At 67.0% G+C, this 13,056-nt stretch carries 17 protein-coding genes; 7 read left to right on the top strand and 10 right to left on the bottom strand.

The genetic code is table 11. The features are described from left to right. Positions 1 to 3: 3 nt before the first annotated feature. On the top strand, positions 4 to 1,128 hold the full coding sequence (gene hypD, locus ACZYZ7_RS02110) for a hydrogenase formation protein HypD (RefSeq protein WP_450068923.1): 1,125 nt from the start codon (positions 4 to 6) through the stop codon (positions 1,126 to 1,128). A 10-nt stretch (positions 1,129 to 1,138) separates the two neighbouring features. Here hypD and ACZYZ7_RS02105 read toward each other — a convergent pair whose 3' ends face one another. From ACZYZ7_RS02105 to ACZYZ7_RS02095, 3 genes are read right to left on the bottom strand one after another with little or no spacing between them, the layout of a single operon-like run. Further along, entirely contained in the window at positions 1,139 to 1,342 is a 204-nt protein-coding gene (locus tag ACZYZ7_RS02105) for a hypothetical protein (RefSeq protein WP_135453810.1), read from the bottom strand. Between the two features lie 51 nt (positions 1,343 to 1,393). Then, the gene (locus ACZYZ7_RS02100) at positions 1,394 to 1,588 is read right to left on the bottom strand and encodes a DUF3046 domain-containing protein (RefSeq protein WP_135453809.1); all 195 of its coding nucleotides are present in this window, start codon (positions 1,586 to 1,588) and stop codon (positions 1,394 to 1,396) included. Positions 1,589 to 1,597: 9 nt separating this feature from the next. Continuing rightward, positions 1,598 to 2,770 (bottom strand): glycosyltransferase, encoded by a 1,173-nt coding sequence (locus tag ACZYZ7_RS02095; RefSeq protein ID WP_135453808.1) that lies wholly within the window; start codon positions 2,768 to 2,770, stop codon positions 1,598 to 1,600. 41 nt (positions 2,771 to 2,811) lie between these two features. Here ACZYZ7_RS02095 and ACZYZ7_RS02090 point away from each other — a divergent pair, with 41 nt between their 5' ends. Further along, a complete protein-coding gene (locus tag ACZYZ7_RS02090) occupies positions 2,812 to 3,246 on the top strand; it encodes a limonene-1,2-epoxide hydrolase family protein (protein ID WP_135453807.1) in 435 nt (144 codons plus the stop codon). Between the two features lie 7 nt (positions 3,247 to 3,253). Here the strand turns inward: ACZYZ7_RS02090 and pspM are convergent, their stop codons facing one another. From pspM to pgsA, 5 genes are all read right to left on the bottom strand, one after another. Next, the gene (gene pspM, locus ACZYZ7_RS02085) at positions 3,254 to 4,072 is read right to left on the bottom strand and encodes a phage shock envelope stress response protein PspM (protein ID WP_450068922.1); all 819 of its coding nucleotides are present in this window, start codon (positions 4,070 to 4,072) and stop codon (positions 3,254 to 3,256) included. 20 nt (positions 4,073 to 4,092) lie between these two features. Beyond that, positions 4,093 to 4,908: a phage shock protein PspA gene (gene pspA / locus ACZYZ7_RS02080; RefSeq protein WP_135453805.1), complete on the bottom strand. Its 816-nt coding sequence runs from the start codon at positions 4,906 to 4,908 to the stop codon at positions 4,093 to 4,095. A 203-nt stretch (positions 4,909 to 5,111) separates the two neighbouring features. Continuing rightward, positions 5,112 to 5,453, bottom strand: a complete 342-nt coding sequence (gene clgR / locus ACZYZ7_RS02075) for a transcriptional regulator ClgR (protein WP_135453804.1) — start codon at positions 5,451 to 5,453, stop codon at positions 5,112 to 5,114. 98 nt (positions 5,454 to 5,551) lie between these two features. After that, the gene (locus ACZYZ7_RS02070; protein WP_090425257.1) at positions 5,552 to 6,040 is read right to left on the bottom strand and encodes a CinA family protein; all 489 of its coding nucleotides are present in this window, start codon (positions 6,038 to 6,040) and stop codon (positions 5,552 to 5,554) included. After that, positions 6,018 to 6,623 carry a CDP-diacylglycerol--glycerol-3-phosphate 3-phosphatidyltransferase gene (gene pgsA / locus ACZYZ7_RS02065; protein ID WP_135453803.1) on the bottom strand — a complete coding sequence of 202 codons (606 nt, stop codon included), beginning with the start codon at positions 6,621 to 6,623 and terminating at the stop codon, positions 6,018 to 6,020. Before pgsA ends, ACZYZ7_RS02070 begins: the two co-directional genes overlap by 23 nt. A gap of 42 nt (positions 6,624 to 6,665) precedes the next feature. On the opposite strand from pgsA, the gene ACZYZ7_RS02060 reads away from it, so the two are divergent. Both ACZYZ7_RS02060 and ACZYZ7_RS02055 read left to right on the top strand, forming a co-directional pair. Continuing rightward, a complete protein-coding gene (locus tag ACZYZ7_RS02060) occupies positions 6,666 to 7,187 on the top strand; it encodes an amino-acid N-acetyltransferase (RefSeq protein ID WP_210115505.1) in 522 nt (173 codons plus the stop codon). Positions 7,188 to 7,215: 28 nt separating this feature from the next. Further along, entirely contained in the window at positions 7,216 to 7,833 is a 618-nt protein-coding gene (locus ACZYZ7_RS02055) for a hypothetical protein (RefSeq protein WP_463740100.1), read from the top strand. 34 nt (positions 7,834 to 7,867) lie between these two features. On the opposite strand, the gene ACZYZ7_RS02050 is transcribed toward ACZYZ7_RS02055, so the two are convergent. After that, on the bottom strand, positions 7,868 to 10,450 hold the full coding sequence (locus tag ACZYZ7_RS02050) for a DNA translocase FtsK (RefSeq protein ID WP_463740099.1): 2,583 nt from the start codon (positions 10,448 to 10,450) through the stop codon (positions 7,868 to 7,870). Between the two features lie 159 nt (positions 10,451 to 10,609). Between ACZYZ7_RS02050 and ACZYZ7_RS02045 the strand changes: the two genes are divergently transcribed. From ACZYZ7_RS02045 to ACZYZ7_RS02035, 3 genes are read left to right on the top strand one after another with little or no spacing between them, the layout of a single operon-like run. Further along, positions 10,610 to 10,924, top strand: a complete 315-nt coding sequence (locus ACZYZ7_RS02045; RefSeq protein ID WP_135453800.1) for a putative quinol monooxygenase — start codon at positions 10,610 to 10,612, stop codon at positions 10,922 to 10,924. Continuing rightward, positions 10,924 to 11,751 carry a mycofactocin-coupled SDR family oxidoreductase gene (locus ACZYZ7_RS02040; RefSeq protein ID WP_450068919.1) on the top strand — a complete coding sequence of 276 codons (828 nt, stop codon included), beginning with the start codon at positions 10,924 to 10,926 and terminating at the stop codon, positions 11,749 to 11,751. Before ACZYZ7_RS02045 ends, ACZYZ7_RS02040 begins: the two co-directional genes overlap by 1 nt. Next, positions 11,748 to 12,617 carry an SAM-dependent methyltransferase gene (locus tag ACZYZ7_RS02035; protein WP_463740098.1) on the top strand — a complete coding sequence of 290 codons (870 nt, stop codon included), beginning with the start codon at positions 11,748 to 11,750 and terminating at the stop codon, positions 12,615 to 12,617. The genes ACZYZ7_RS02040 and ACZYZ7_RS02035 overlap by 4 nt, the downstream gene beginning before the upstream one ends. Here ACZYZ7_RS02035 and ACZYZ7_RS02030 read toward each other — a convergent pair. Continuing rightward, a complete protein-coding gene (locus ACZYZ7_RS02030; protein WP_135453797.1) occupies positions 12,614 to 13,021 on the bottom strand; it encodes a group III truncated hemoglobin in 408 nt (135 codons plus the stop codon). The two genes, ACZYZ7_RS02035 and ACZYZ7_RS02030, sit on opposite strands and share 4 nt — an antisense overlap. Between the last annotated feature and the right edge of the window lie 35 nt (positions 13,022 to 13,056).

Below are 13,056 nucleotides of genomic sequence, written 5' to 3'. Positions count from 1 at the left end.
CGCATGAAGTTCGTCGACGAATTCCGGGACCCGGCGGCCGCCCGCGCCCTGGTGAAAGCGATCACCGAGCTTGCCGCCGGTGACGAGTTCAAGTTCATGGAGGTCTGCGGCGGCCACACCCACACCATCTACCGGCACGGGATCGAGCATCTGCTCCCGGAGTCCATCGAACTGGTCCACGGGCCCGGATGCCCGGTGTGCGTGATCCCCATGGGCCGGGTGGACGACGCGATGTGGCTGGCCGAACAGCCCGGCGTCATCTTCACCACGTTCGGCGACATGATGCGGGTACCGGGGTCCAACGGCAACCTGATCGAGGCCAAGGCCCGCGGCGCCGACATCCGGTTCGTCTACTCACCACTCGACGCACTCAAGATCGCCCGCGACAATCCCGAACGCCATGTGGTGTTCTTCGCGGTCGGGTTCGAGACGACGGCGCCGTCCACCGCCGTCACGCTGGTGCGCGCCCGCGCACTCGGCGTCGAAAACTTCAGCGTGTTCTGCAACCACGTCACCATCGTCCCGCCGATCAAAGCCATCCTCGAGTCACCTGACCTGCGGCTTTCGGGATTCCTGGGGCCCGGTCACGTCTCGACCGTGGTGGGTCTGCGCCCATACCGCTTCGTCCCCGCCGTTTACCACAAACCGATCGTGGTGGCGGGCTTCGAACCACTCGACATCCTGGCCTCGGTGCACATGCTGCTGCGCCAGATCCGCGACGGCCGCTGCGAGGTGGAAAACCAGTACACCCGGGTGGTGCGGCCCGAAGGTAATACCGCGGCACTGAAACTGATGGCTGAGACCTTCGAACTACGGCCGCACTTCGAATGGCGCGGGCTCGGCTTCATCTCGCAGAGCGCGCTCAAGATCCACCCCGACTACGCCCACTACGACGCCGAGCTGATCTTCGAGATGCCCGGTGTGCGCGTTGCCGATCCCAAGGCCTGCCAGTGCGGCGAGGTGCTCAAGGGCGTCATCAAACCGTGGGAGTGCAAGGTGTTCGGGACCGCCTGCACACCGGAAACCCCGATCGGTACCTGCATGGTGTCCCCCGAGGGAGCCTGCGCGGCCTATTACAATTTCGGCAGATTGCATCGCGAAACCGCGCAGCTGTTGCTGCGGCATTAGCGATCCGGGATCAATGACGCCAGTTCGGAAAATTGTCGAGATCCCGCAGCGTCAACACGAACCCGAATGCGCCGACAGCGACGGCCAGGAAGTAGCCGAGCGCCGCCTGCCATCCGGTCAACGTCGACGCCACCAACCAACACAGCAGCACCGCCGCGATCACCAGCAGAACACCGTAGAGCGGTGTCCGCATCGGATGATCACCAAGACCCATAAGTCCGGTATACGCCGAAAGTACGGGTGGGAAAAGCCCCGGCTTGACCGTTCACCACTGATCGCGCGGGACGTCGAAGTCCGCGCACAGCGCCCGCCACACGTTGCGCGGCTCCACCCCGTCCTCGATGGCCTGTGCGGGTGTGCGGCCGTTGAGGGCAGTGAGCACGTGGTCGACGAGCAGCGAACGACCCCGCATCGAGCCGAACTGGCCTTCTACGAGCTCATTGAATTCCGTCAACCGCACGGGCCCAACCTACCCAGTGCCCGCGAGTGCGTCATGGCACACCCGTACCGGATCCGTCACCTCGGACAGCGAGGCGCCACCGCGCTGAGCGGCCGCACGGTGGGAGGATGACCCGAGCACGGTGCCGACCGCAGCGGTCAACGAGTCCGCGGAAAGTGGCCGCACCAGCTGCCCACTGCCCTGGCGCACAACCCGATTGGCGATCTCCCACTGATCACCGCCACCCGGCACCACCACCATGGGCACGCCGGCCAACAGTGCCTTGGACACCAAGCCGTGCCCACCGCCGCAGATCACCAGATCGGCGTGCGACAACAACTCGTCCTGGCGGCCCAGTCCCACGGCTGCCCACGGCGGCACCTCGACATCGGCGCCGCCCAGTCGCGACACCACCACACGCGCCCCATCGGGCAGCGTCTCACCCGGCCGCAGCGAGTCCAGGACCAGTTCCGACATCCCCTGCGTCCCAGTGGTCGCGGTCGACGGCGCCACCATCACGACCGGCCCCGATCCCGGCGGCACGGTCAGCACCGCGTCGGTCGGCTCGAAATGCAACGGGCCCACCACCACGGCCTCGGCCGGCCAATCCGGGCGCGGCACCTCCAACGCGGGCAGGGTGGCGATCAACCGCCGCAACGGACCGGGGTCGACCGACGGAAGGCCGAGGTCAGCGCGCACGACAGCGCGCTCGGCCAGGCCGGCCCGCACGGACCTCGCGGTCAGCGCCCGCATGACGGCGTCGCGCAGCCGTCCGCGCAGGCCGACACCGGGGGCCAGCCCGCTGCCCAGTGGCGGCAACCCCTTCGACGGCAGGTACAGCGGATGTGGACTGAGCTCGACCCACGGCAATCCGAGCAGCTCGGCGGCCAGCCCGCCACAGGCGGTGATCACATCGGAGACCACGAGATCCGGTTGCAGCTCCCTCAGTCCGGGGACGTTGAGCTGCGCCATCCGCCCGGCACGCTGGTGAATCTTGGCCCCGGCGTCGGCATCGTCGTCGGCATCGGTGGCGTCGAGGCCGACGAGTTCGACTGCGTCGATACCGGCGGCCCGCGCGGTGTCGAGCCATTCCACCCCGGTCAGCAGCGTGGGGGTATCCCCCGCGGCCAGGAACTTCAGGCACAACGCCAGGGCCGGGAAGGCATGTCCGGGATCGGGTCCGGCGACCACAGCTACGCGCACCGGCCTACCCTGCCACAGCGCTGCACCATTAGGCTGCGGGCATGGCTGACCAATCCACCACCGCAGCTGCGTCCCAGACCAGCACGGTCGAGACCTTCCTCAACGCACTGCAGGAGCAGGACTTCGACACAGCCGAGAGCACACTGGCGCAGAACCTGGTGTATCAGAACGTGGGGTTTCCGACTGTGTACGGACGCAACCGCGCGATGAAGCTGTTCCGGTCGATGCCGGGCCGGGTCGGCTTCGAGGTGAAGATCCACCGGATCGCCGCCGATGGCGCGGCCGTGCTGACCGAACGCACCGACGCGTTGGTGTTCGGGCCGCTGCGCCTGCAGTTCTGGGTATGCGGGGTGTTCGAGGTGCACGAAGGACGAATCACGCTGTGGCGGGACTACTTCGACATGTTCGACATGCTCAAGGCGACGGTGCGCGGCCTCGTCGGCGTCGTCGTGCCGGCACTGCGCACCTCGCTGTAACCGCGATTCAGGCGCGGCGCAGCTGACCGAGTTCGTCGAACGCCTGCGCCCAGCCGACCAGGCGATCGGTGGCACCGGTCAACTCGCTGCGGTAACGCTGCTGCGACAACGGCGACGCAGCGCCGTGCCCGCTGTTCACTGTCGACACCAGTTGCGCTGCGGCAGTGACCATTTCGTTGTACTGCCGCACACCCTGGCCGAGCTGGGCGGTGAACGCGTTGATGGTGGGCACCAGATGCTGACGCGATTGCGGGGCGTTGCTGATCGCGCGCTCCATCGAGACCACCTCGGTGGCGGTGGCCGCCATCGTCCGCGCAGTGTGGTTGGCCACCGCGGTCAACTCACGCAGTTCCTCCGCGGGAAGCATCCGGCCGCGCTCCAATACGCCGAGTAACGAGAACATGCCTCGCTCCGAGGCCATCAGCGCCGCCATGGGCTGGCGGGCCGCCGAACCCCAGGGCGGCAACCGTCGTCCGGATACCGGCCGCTGCGCCGGAAGCGGTTCCGCGCGCAACCACCGGTAGCGGAGCCAGAACAGTGTGGCCGGGAAGGCCGCGCCTGCTGCGATCGCTCCGCTGATGATCAGGCCCCAGACCGGTGTGCTCCACGACGCCAGCAGCGCCGTCACGAGCACCCAGAACACGCTCGACAGGGTGAAGAACACCCCGAAGCGCAGCGCCCACCGCCGCTTGCGCAACAGCTTTGCGCGCGGATCGGCGGCGGCGCTGAGCTTTTCGGTCAGCGCACCGGACAGATCGGCCGCGGTATCGATAGCCCGCTGCGCCAGCGATCTCCAGGCGTCCGGTCGGCCGGTCTTGGTAGCCATGATCTACAACACTCGAATCGCTATTGGCCGAGCGGGTTTTCGGGGGTGGCAGGAGTTTGGCTGGCCGCCGGGGAGGCCGGCGTGGCCGGGGCGGCGTCACCGCTGGGCAGCGCGTCACCACGCATCGAAGCGCGGATCTGCTCGAGCCGGGAGTGGCCCGCCATCTGGACGCTGGCCTGCTGGACCTCCATCATGCGGCCCTGTACGGAGTTCTGGGCCAGCTCGGCCTCGCCCATGGCGTTGGCGTAGCGGCGCTCGATCTTCTGGCGCACTTCGTCGAGGCTCGGGGTGTTACCCGGCGCGGCGACCTCACTCATCGACCGGAGCGAGGAACTGACCTGCTCCTGCATCTTGGCCTGCTCCAGCTGCGACAGCAGCTTGGTGCGCTCGGCGATCTTCTGCTGCAGCATCATCGCGTTCTGCTCGACGGCCTTCTTGGCCTGCCCGGCGGCCTGCAGGGCCTGATCGTGCAGCGCCTTGAGGTCCTCGACGCTCTGCTCGGAGGTCACCAGCTGCGCCGCGAACGCCTCGGCGGCGTTGGTGTACTCGGTGGCCTTGGCCGCATCACCGGCAGCGGTGGCCTGATCGGCCAGCGTCAACGCCTGGCGGACATTGACCTGCAGCTTCTCGATGTCAGCGAGCTGACGGCTCAGCCGCATCTCCAGCTGGCGCTGGTTGCCGATGACCTGGGCGGCCTGCTGGGTGAGTGCCTGATGCTGACGCTGGGCGTCCTCGATGGCCTGCTGGATCTGCACCTTCGGATCGGCGTATTCGTCGACCTTGGAGCTGAACAGCGCCATCAGGTACTTCCACGCCTTGACGAACGGATTGGCCATTGGTTCGTTCCGCCTTATCTGTCGGGCTTGTCAGGCCCTTGATGGGGCCTTGTCGTTCAGGTTGCCGCAATTCCTCTGATGCCAACTTATCGGTTCCGGACATGCAGCCACAGCCCCGCACGCTGTTCGCATGGGTGTTTTGCGAAAATTCGCGCCGAAGGGACGAGCAGCGCAATCAGGCCGGCGCCGGGACCGTGCTCATGTCACGCAACGGCCATCGACACGACCTGTGGAATGACCACCTTGGTCGCCGCGTCGATGTGGGCGACATTGGCGTGGGCCGGCACCTGGACCGCGGCGCCGGCGTGTTCACGCTCGGCCATGTTCTCGCCCGCATCGGTGAGTACCCGCGACAGCGGCACGTCCAGGGCGTCGCAGATGGCGCTGAGCAGTTCGCTGGAAGCCTCCTTGCGGCCCCGCTCCACTTCGGAGAGGTACCCGAGGCTCACCCGCGCCGCGTCGGACACTTCACGCAACGTCCGCCCCTGCTCGGTGCGGGCGTTACGCAGCACGTCGCCGATCACCTCACGCAGCAATGTCGTCATCGCGCTCTCCTTCGCCTCGCCTGTCACAGGTTCGCTAAAAAGACCAACGCCGCCGGCCACCGCAAGGTTCCCGAAGGAAACCGTTGAACAGATTTCGGTTACTGGTTCTCGACCAGGAAGCGCAATCGGGCGATGGCCTCGTCGACGGCGGCGCGGCGGATATCCCAGCGTGAGCCGGACAGCGAAAGCTCGATGACCTCGGTGTCGACCGGGCCGGCCAGGCCGATGAACACGGTGCCCACCGGGTGCCCACCGTGCGGTTCCGGCCCGGCCACGCCGGTCAGGCCGACACCCCAGGTAGCTGCGCAACGCTGCCGCGCCCCAACGGCCAGCGCCCGTGCGGTGGGAGCCGCAACCGGGCCGACCGCATCGAGCACCTGCGGAGCCACTCCGGCCAGCCAGATCTTGGTGTCCTCGTTGTAGGTGACCAGGCCGCCCTGCAGAACCGCGCTGGCCCCGGACACCCCCGCCAGCGTCGCCGCGAGCAGCCCGCCGGTGAGCGACTCGGCGGTGGCCACGCTCTGTGAGCGCACCGTCAGGTCGGCGACCAGGGCCCTGGCGTCGTCAGTGAGCAGCGGATCGTCCACGCGAATCCCTGATCGCGGATATGACGTAGTCGGCACCGGTGAGCACGGTCAACACCACGGCCGCCCACATGATCACCCAGGCGACATCGAGCCAGATGGCGGGCCACGCATGCAGCGGCAGGATGAACAGCCCGATGGCCACGGCTTGCACCAGTGTCTTGAGCTTGCCGCCGCGGCTGGCCGGGATCACGCCGTGCCGCAGCACCGCGAACCGCAACACGGTGATCCCGATCTCACGGGTCAGCACCACCGCGGTGATCCACCACGGCAGATCGCCGAGCATCGACAGGCCGATCAGCGCTGCCCCGATCAGCGCCTTGTCGGCGATCGGATCGGCCAGAGTGCCGAACTCGGTGATCATCCCGTAGCTGCGGGCCAAAGCCCCGTCGAAATGGTCGGTGATCACCGCGACCGCGAACACCGCGAAAGCGGCGATCCGCCAGCCGGTTTCATGGCCGTCGCCGGCGAACAGAAATACGAGGAAGACCGGAACCAGCACCATCCGCACTCCTGTGAGCACGTTGGCGAGGTTGGCCACGCGCGCACGCGGGACCACCGGATCGGTAGAAGGTTGGCCCGGCACCGCAACAGAATATCGGTTGCCGTAACCGATACTCTTGCGCCTGTGAACCCAGGCAGTGTCGAGCCGCGCAAACACCCTGTGGTGCGCCGCGCCCGCACGTCCGATGTCCCGGCGATCAAGAGCCTGGTTGACGTCTATGCGGGCAAGATCCTGCTGGAGAAGAACCTGGTGACGCTGTACGAGGCGGTCCAGGAATTCTGGGTGGTCGAACTCGACGACGAACTGGTCGGATGCGGCGCGCTCCATGTGCTGTGGGCCGACCTCGGCGAGGTACGCACGGTGGCCGTGCATCCGAAGGTCCGCGGGACCGGCGTCGGCCATGTGTTGGTCGAGCAGTTGCTCGATGTCGCCCGCGACCTCCACCTGAGCCGGATCTTCGTGCTGACCTTCGAGGTCGACTTCTTCGGCAAGCACGGTTTCGAAGAGATCGACGGCACGCCGGTGACCGCCGAGGTGTACGAGGAGATGTGCCGCTCATACGACACGGGTGTGGCGGAGTTCCTCGACCTGTCCTACGTCAAGCCCAACACCTTGGGTAATACCCGGATGCTGTTGACGCTGTAGATCGGTATCCGTTCGAGGGGGGGGATTGTTGCGGAAATCGACAGGCGCGGTGCTGGCCGTAGCCGGTGTGGCCGTCCTGGCCAGTACCGGCGGTTGCAGCCTGATCAACGACCTCACCGGCGGGCACAAATCCGGCGCAGAGGCGATCACACGCCAGCTGCAGTCCATGCCGGGCATATCCACCGTCGACCTCGACTACACCCACAACATCACCGTCGGGGAGCTCATTTACTTCAGGGCCGAGGTGGCTTCCTCGGCAACACCGGAGGAAGCCGGTGCGGCGGCCAAGACATTCGTGGAACAGGGCCTACGTAAGGATCTGGACCGCGCCAACTCCACCGAGTTGACGCTGACCTACCCGCTAGGCGGCTCCCGTCCCAACTACTCCGTACGAAGTAACTCCGCCGCGTGGGTCCGCCTGGAGTCCGGGTGGGACCTGACGCTGGTCGCCGATACTGTGGCCACCTGGCTGAGCGCGGCACGCTCACCCATCGTCGAGTCGGTGCGGACTGCAACTGCCACCTCGAGTGACACCAATTCCTTCGCCACCACGGTCACGGTGCGCCCAGAGGCGAACTCCGCTCAGGTCGAGGCGCTGAACGAGCAGGTGCCCGGCCTGCGTGACGCGACCTGGAAGCGCGGCTAGTTCGACGACGGGTGAGACTCCACAAATCGTCGGTCTAGAACCCGTCCGGATCGTCGGCGGCGGCGCCGTTGGCGTCCGAGCCGCCCTGGATCAGCATCAGCGTGCCGGCCAGCTCATCGGGCTTCACCAGCACCTCGCGGGCCTTGGAGCCCTCGGACGGCCCGACGATGCCCCGGGTCTCCATCAGGTCCATCAGGCGGCCGGCCTTGGCGAACCCAACGCGCAGCTTGCGCTGCAGCATCGAGGTGGACCCGAACTGGCTCGACACGACCAGTTCCACGGCCTGCAGGAAGACGTCCATGTCGTCGCCGATATCGCTGTCGATGTCGCGCTTCTCGACGGTCTTGACCGTGACGCCGTCGATGAACTCGGGCTGGGCCTGCTCCTTGGTGTAGGCGACGACGGCCTGGATTTCCTCGTCGCTGACGAAGGCGCCCTGCACGCGGATCGGCTTGGGAGCTTCCGACGGCTGGAACAGCGCGTCACCCTTACCAGTGAGCTTCTCGGCGCCGACCTGGTCGAGGATGACGCGCGAGTTGGTGGCGTTGGTGACACCGAATGCCATGCGGGACGGCACGTTGGCCTTGATCAGGCCGGTGACCACCGACACCACCGGCTGCTGGGTGGCCAGCACCAGGTGGATACCCGCGGCGCGGGCCTTCTGGGTGATACGGACGATCGCGTCTTCGACGTCGCGCGGGGCCTGCATCATCAGGTCGGCCAGCTCGTCGACGACGCACAGGATGTACGGGTAGGTCTTGTAGACCCGCTCACTGCCCAGCGGCGCGGTGATCTCGCCCGAGCGCACCTTCTTGTTGAAATCGTCGATGTGCCGGACACCGCTGGCGCTCATGTCCTGGTAGCGCTGCTCCATCTCCTCGACCAGCCAGGCCAGCGCGGCGGCGGCCTTCTTCGGGTCGATGATCACGGGCGTGATCAGGTGCGGAATGCCTTGGTACGGCGGGAATTCCACCATCTTCGGGTCGACCAGGATCATCCGGACCTCGTCCGGTGTCGCGCGCTGCAGCAGCGACACGAGCATCGAGTTGATGAAGCTCGACTTACCCGAACCGGTGGAGCCGGCCACCAGCAGGTGCGGCATCTTGGCCAGGTTGTAGCTGATGAAGTGGCCTTCGACATCCTTGCCGATGCCGAACACCATCGGATGGTGGTCCTTGCGGGTGGTCGGTGCGCTCAGCACGTCCTTGAGCCGGACCATCTCGCGGTCGCTGTTCGGCACCTCGACACCGACAGCGGACTTACCGGGGATCGGCGCCAGCAGGCGGATGTGCTCGTTGGCCACCGCGTAGGCCAGGTTGCGCTGCAACTGCGTGAATCGTTCGACGCGGACGCCGGGCCCAAGCTCGATCTCGTACCGGGTGACGGTCGGGCCGCGCTGGAAACCGGTGACCGTGGCGTCGACCTTGAACTGCTCCATCACCTCGGTGATGGCGTTCACGATGCGGTCGTTGTCCCGGCCGACCCGCTTCGGTGGGTCACCGTCGGCCAGCAAGTCCAGCGGCGGCAGGGTGTAATCACCCTCGATCACCCGGTCGATCACCAGGGTGTCGTCGGTCTCCTTGGCCGGCTTCGACCCGGATTCGGTTCCGGCCTTCTTGCGCCGCGGTTTGACGGCGGGCTCAGGGACGGTGGGTGCGTCAGATTCGTCGGGCAGCGGGTAGTTGTCCATCGGCGTGCCGGTCGGCGCCTTGGGCGCCTCGATCGCGGCTGTCGGCCAGGTCTGGGCCTGCGTGTCACCGCCTGCGATGTCGTTGTCGTAGTAGCCGTCGGACAGGTCGTCGTAGCCGTCCTCGTCATCGAACTCGTCGGCGTAGTCCCCGTCGTAATCGTCGTCATAGTCGTCGTCGTGGAACGCCCGGGTGCTGAACATGCTCCGCAGCGTCGAGGGCACCTCACGGATCGTCGTCCCGGTGACCAGCAGCAGACCGAACAGCACACCCATGAACAGCAGCGGCGCCGCGATCCACTCGGTCAGCCCGTCCGACAGCGGCCCGCCGATGGCGAAGCCGACGAATCCGGCGGCATGCTGACGTGCGACGGGATCCTGCGGCGAGCCCGACCACAGGTGCCACAGGCCCAGCATCGGCAGTGCGATCATGGCCGATCCCAGGATCAGCCGGGGGCGGGATTCCGGATCAGGTTCGGTGCGCATCAAGACGACGGCAACGGCGCCCAGGACGACGGGCACCAGAACAACCGGGCCTCCGATGAGGGTGCGCACTGCGGTGTCGATCCACTGCCCCACCGGGCCGGCCGCATGGAACCAGGAGCTGGCAGCCACGACGACGGCGATGCCGAGCAGCGCGAGAGCCATACCGTCACGGCGATGGCCGGGTTCGATATCGCGGGCGCGCCCCACCGAGCGGGCGGTCGAACCGGCCCCCTTGGCCAGCATCAACCAGCCGGCGCGGGCACCTTGGCCGAGCTTCTGGCCGGCGGCAGAGACGGGTGAGGCCTGGGTCCGGCGGGCGGGCTTACGCCGTGGCGCAGCCGGGCGACCCTTGCGGGCCGGCGCCGGACGCCGCGAACCGCCCCGCGAGCTGGCATTCGACCTGCTCGAACGCGCTCCGGATCGGCCGGCGGTCTTGTTAGCCATGACCGCAAGCCTAGTCGCATATGCCCCACAATCACCATCTGCCACACGGGTCACAAGACGGTCTCAAATGACACTTAGCCATACGAACCAAATCCACCCGCTTATCGCCTAGGGTGGACGCTCGTCCAGTTTCGGCACTCATCGAGGAGTTCTGCACATATGCCTGTTGTCGTCGTCGCCACCATGAAGGCCAAGCCCGAATCCGTCGACGCAGTGCGCGAGGCCTGCACCAACGCCGTCGCAGCCGTCCACGACGAGCCGGGCTGCCAGCTGTATTCGCTGCATGAGGCCGACGGCACCTTCGTGTTCGTCGAGCAGTGGGCCGACGCCGATGCACTCAAGGCGCACAGCACCGCCCCGGCGATCGGCACCCTGTTCGGCTCCATCGGCGAACTGCTCGACGGTGCCCCCGATATCAAAATGTTGCAACCCGTCGTCGCGGGTGACCCCGCCAAGGGACAGCTGCGCGCCTAATGGCCACCGAAGCTCCCCTGGCCGGCAAGGTCGCCTTCATCACCGGCGCTGCGCGCGGCCAGGGGCGGGCCGAGGCCCTGCGACTGGCCTCCGACGGGGCCGACATCATCGCGATCGACCTATGCCACCAGATCGAGTCGGTGCCCTACCCGCTGGCCACCCCCGAGGATCTGGCGGCGACGGTCAAGCTCGTAGAGGAGACGGGTGCGCGCATCGTCGCTTCGCAAGCCGATGTGCGCGATGAGGAAGCTCTGCGAGCGGCGCTGCAGACCGGGGTTGATCAGCTCGGCCGGCTCGACATCGTCGTCGCCAATGCCGGGATCGCCCCGATGCAGTCGGGTCCCGACGGCTGGCGCGATGTCATCGACGTCAACCTGACCGGCGTACACCACACCGTCGAGGCGGCGATCCCGATCATGGTCGCCCAGGGCGACGGTGGATCGATCGTCCTGATCAGCTCGGCAGCCGGCCTGATTGGTGTCGGCGGCGGGGACCGCGGCTCACTCGGTTACACCGCCGCCAAGCACGGGGTGGTGGGCCTGATGCGGGCCTACGCCAATTTCCTTGCCCCGCACAGCATTCGGGTCAACTCGATCCACCCCACCGGAGTGGACACCCCGATGATCAACAACGAGTTCACCCGGGATTGGCTGCGCCACATCTCCGAGGAACTCAACGCCCCAACCGATTTCTCCAACGCACTGCCGGTGCAGGTGGTACAGGCGGAGGACATCGCCAATGCGGTGGCCTGGCTGGTGTCGGATCAGGCGCGTTACGTCACGGGCGTGACACTTCCCGTGGACGCCGGCATCGTCAACAAGCGATGAGCGATCCCGTCGCCGCCACCGCGATCGGCCCGATGGTGCTCGCCGCCGTCGAGCAGTACGAACCGGTGCGGCGACGGCTCGTCGACGACGAATTGGCGTTGTCGTTCCTCCCGGCGGGACTCCGTGCGTTCACCCGGGCCGCGCGTTGGTCCGTTGCCCGCAGACTTCTGATCGGGGCGACCGAACGCTCGGGACCTGGGCTGTGGGCGAATCTGACCTGCCGCAAGCGCTACATCGGCGACAAGCTCACGCAGGCCCTGCCGAATATCGACGCCGTGGTGATTCTCGGCGCAGGCCTGGATACCAAGGGCTACCGGCTCGCCCGGCACACCGCGATCCCGGTGTTCGAGGTGGACCTGCCGATCAACATCGAGCGCAAACGCTCGGTGGTGCGCGGCGCGCTGGGAACCGTGCCGGACTCGGTGCACCTGGTGCCGGTGGATTTCGAACGCGATGACCTGGCCGCCGAACTGGCCAGGCACGGCCACCGCAGTGAACACCGCACGTTCTTCATCTGGGAAGGCGTGACGCAGTATCTGAGCGCTGAAAGTGTCGCGGCGACATTCGAGTTCCTTCGCACGGCGACGCCGGGGAGCCAGTTGGCATTCACGTATGTCCGCAGCGATTTCATCGACGGCACCAACCGGTACGGGGCCGAATCGCTGTATCGGCGGTTCCGCGTCCGCAGCCGGCTGTGGCAGTTCGGGCTGGACCCGGACCGGGTGGCGTCGTTCATCGAGCCCTACGGCTGGAATTTGATCGAGCAGGCCGGGCCCGAGTACCTCACCTCGCACTACATTTCACCCGCCGGCCGGAAGCTGACCGCCTCACAGGTGGAATGGACGGCTTTCGCCGAAAAGCGCTAGCAGGCAACCAGCGCGTCGAGTTCCGCGGCATCGACACCGGCCAGTCGCCGATGCATGGCCTTGGCGATGCGGCCGGCCTGCAGCTTGGCCCGCTCGGCATACGGACCTGAGAACAGCTCGTCGACGGTGTCGGTCCACAGGGTCAGCCAGCGCACGAAATGTTGCGCCGACAACGGATGACGGGCGTGCAGTTCACGGTGCACGATCAGGGCGCTGCCGTGGTAGAGCCCGGCGCGGAACAGCACGGTCTCCCAGAAATCGCACATGACAGGCAGATGGGATCGCAGGCCCTTGGCGCGCAGCTCGGAGAACGGTTCGGCGAGCACCGGATCCGACAGCGCGTTGCTGTAGAAGCGCCACAGCAGCAGCTCGACATCCTCGCGGCCTGCCAGGTCTTCAGACATCGGACTGATCCCTTCCGGGCCGGTCGCGCGTCGCC

The sequence above is a fragment of the Mycobacterium sp. IDUB_17 genome, from assembly GCF_055419465.1.
The sequence above is the reverse complement of the archived record's forward strand: the minus strand, read 5'-3'. Positions and strand labels throughout refer to the sequence as shown.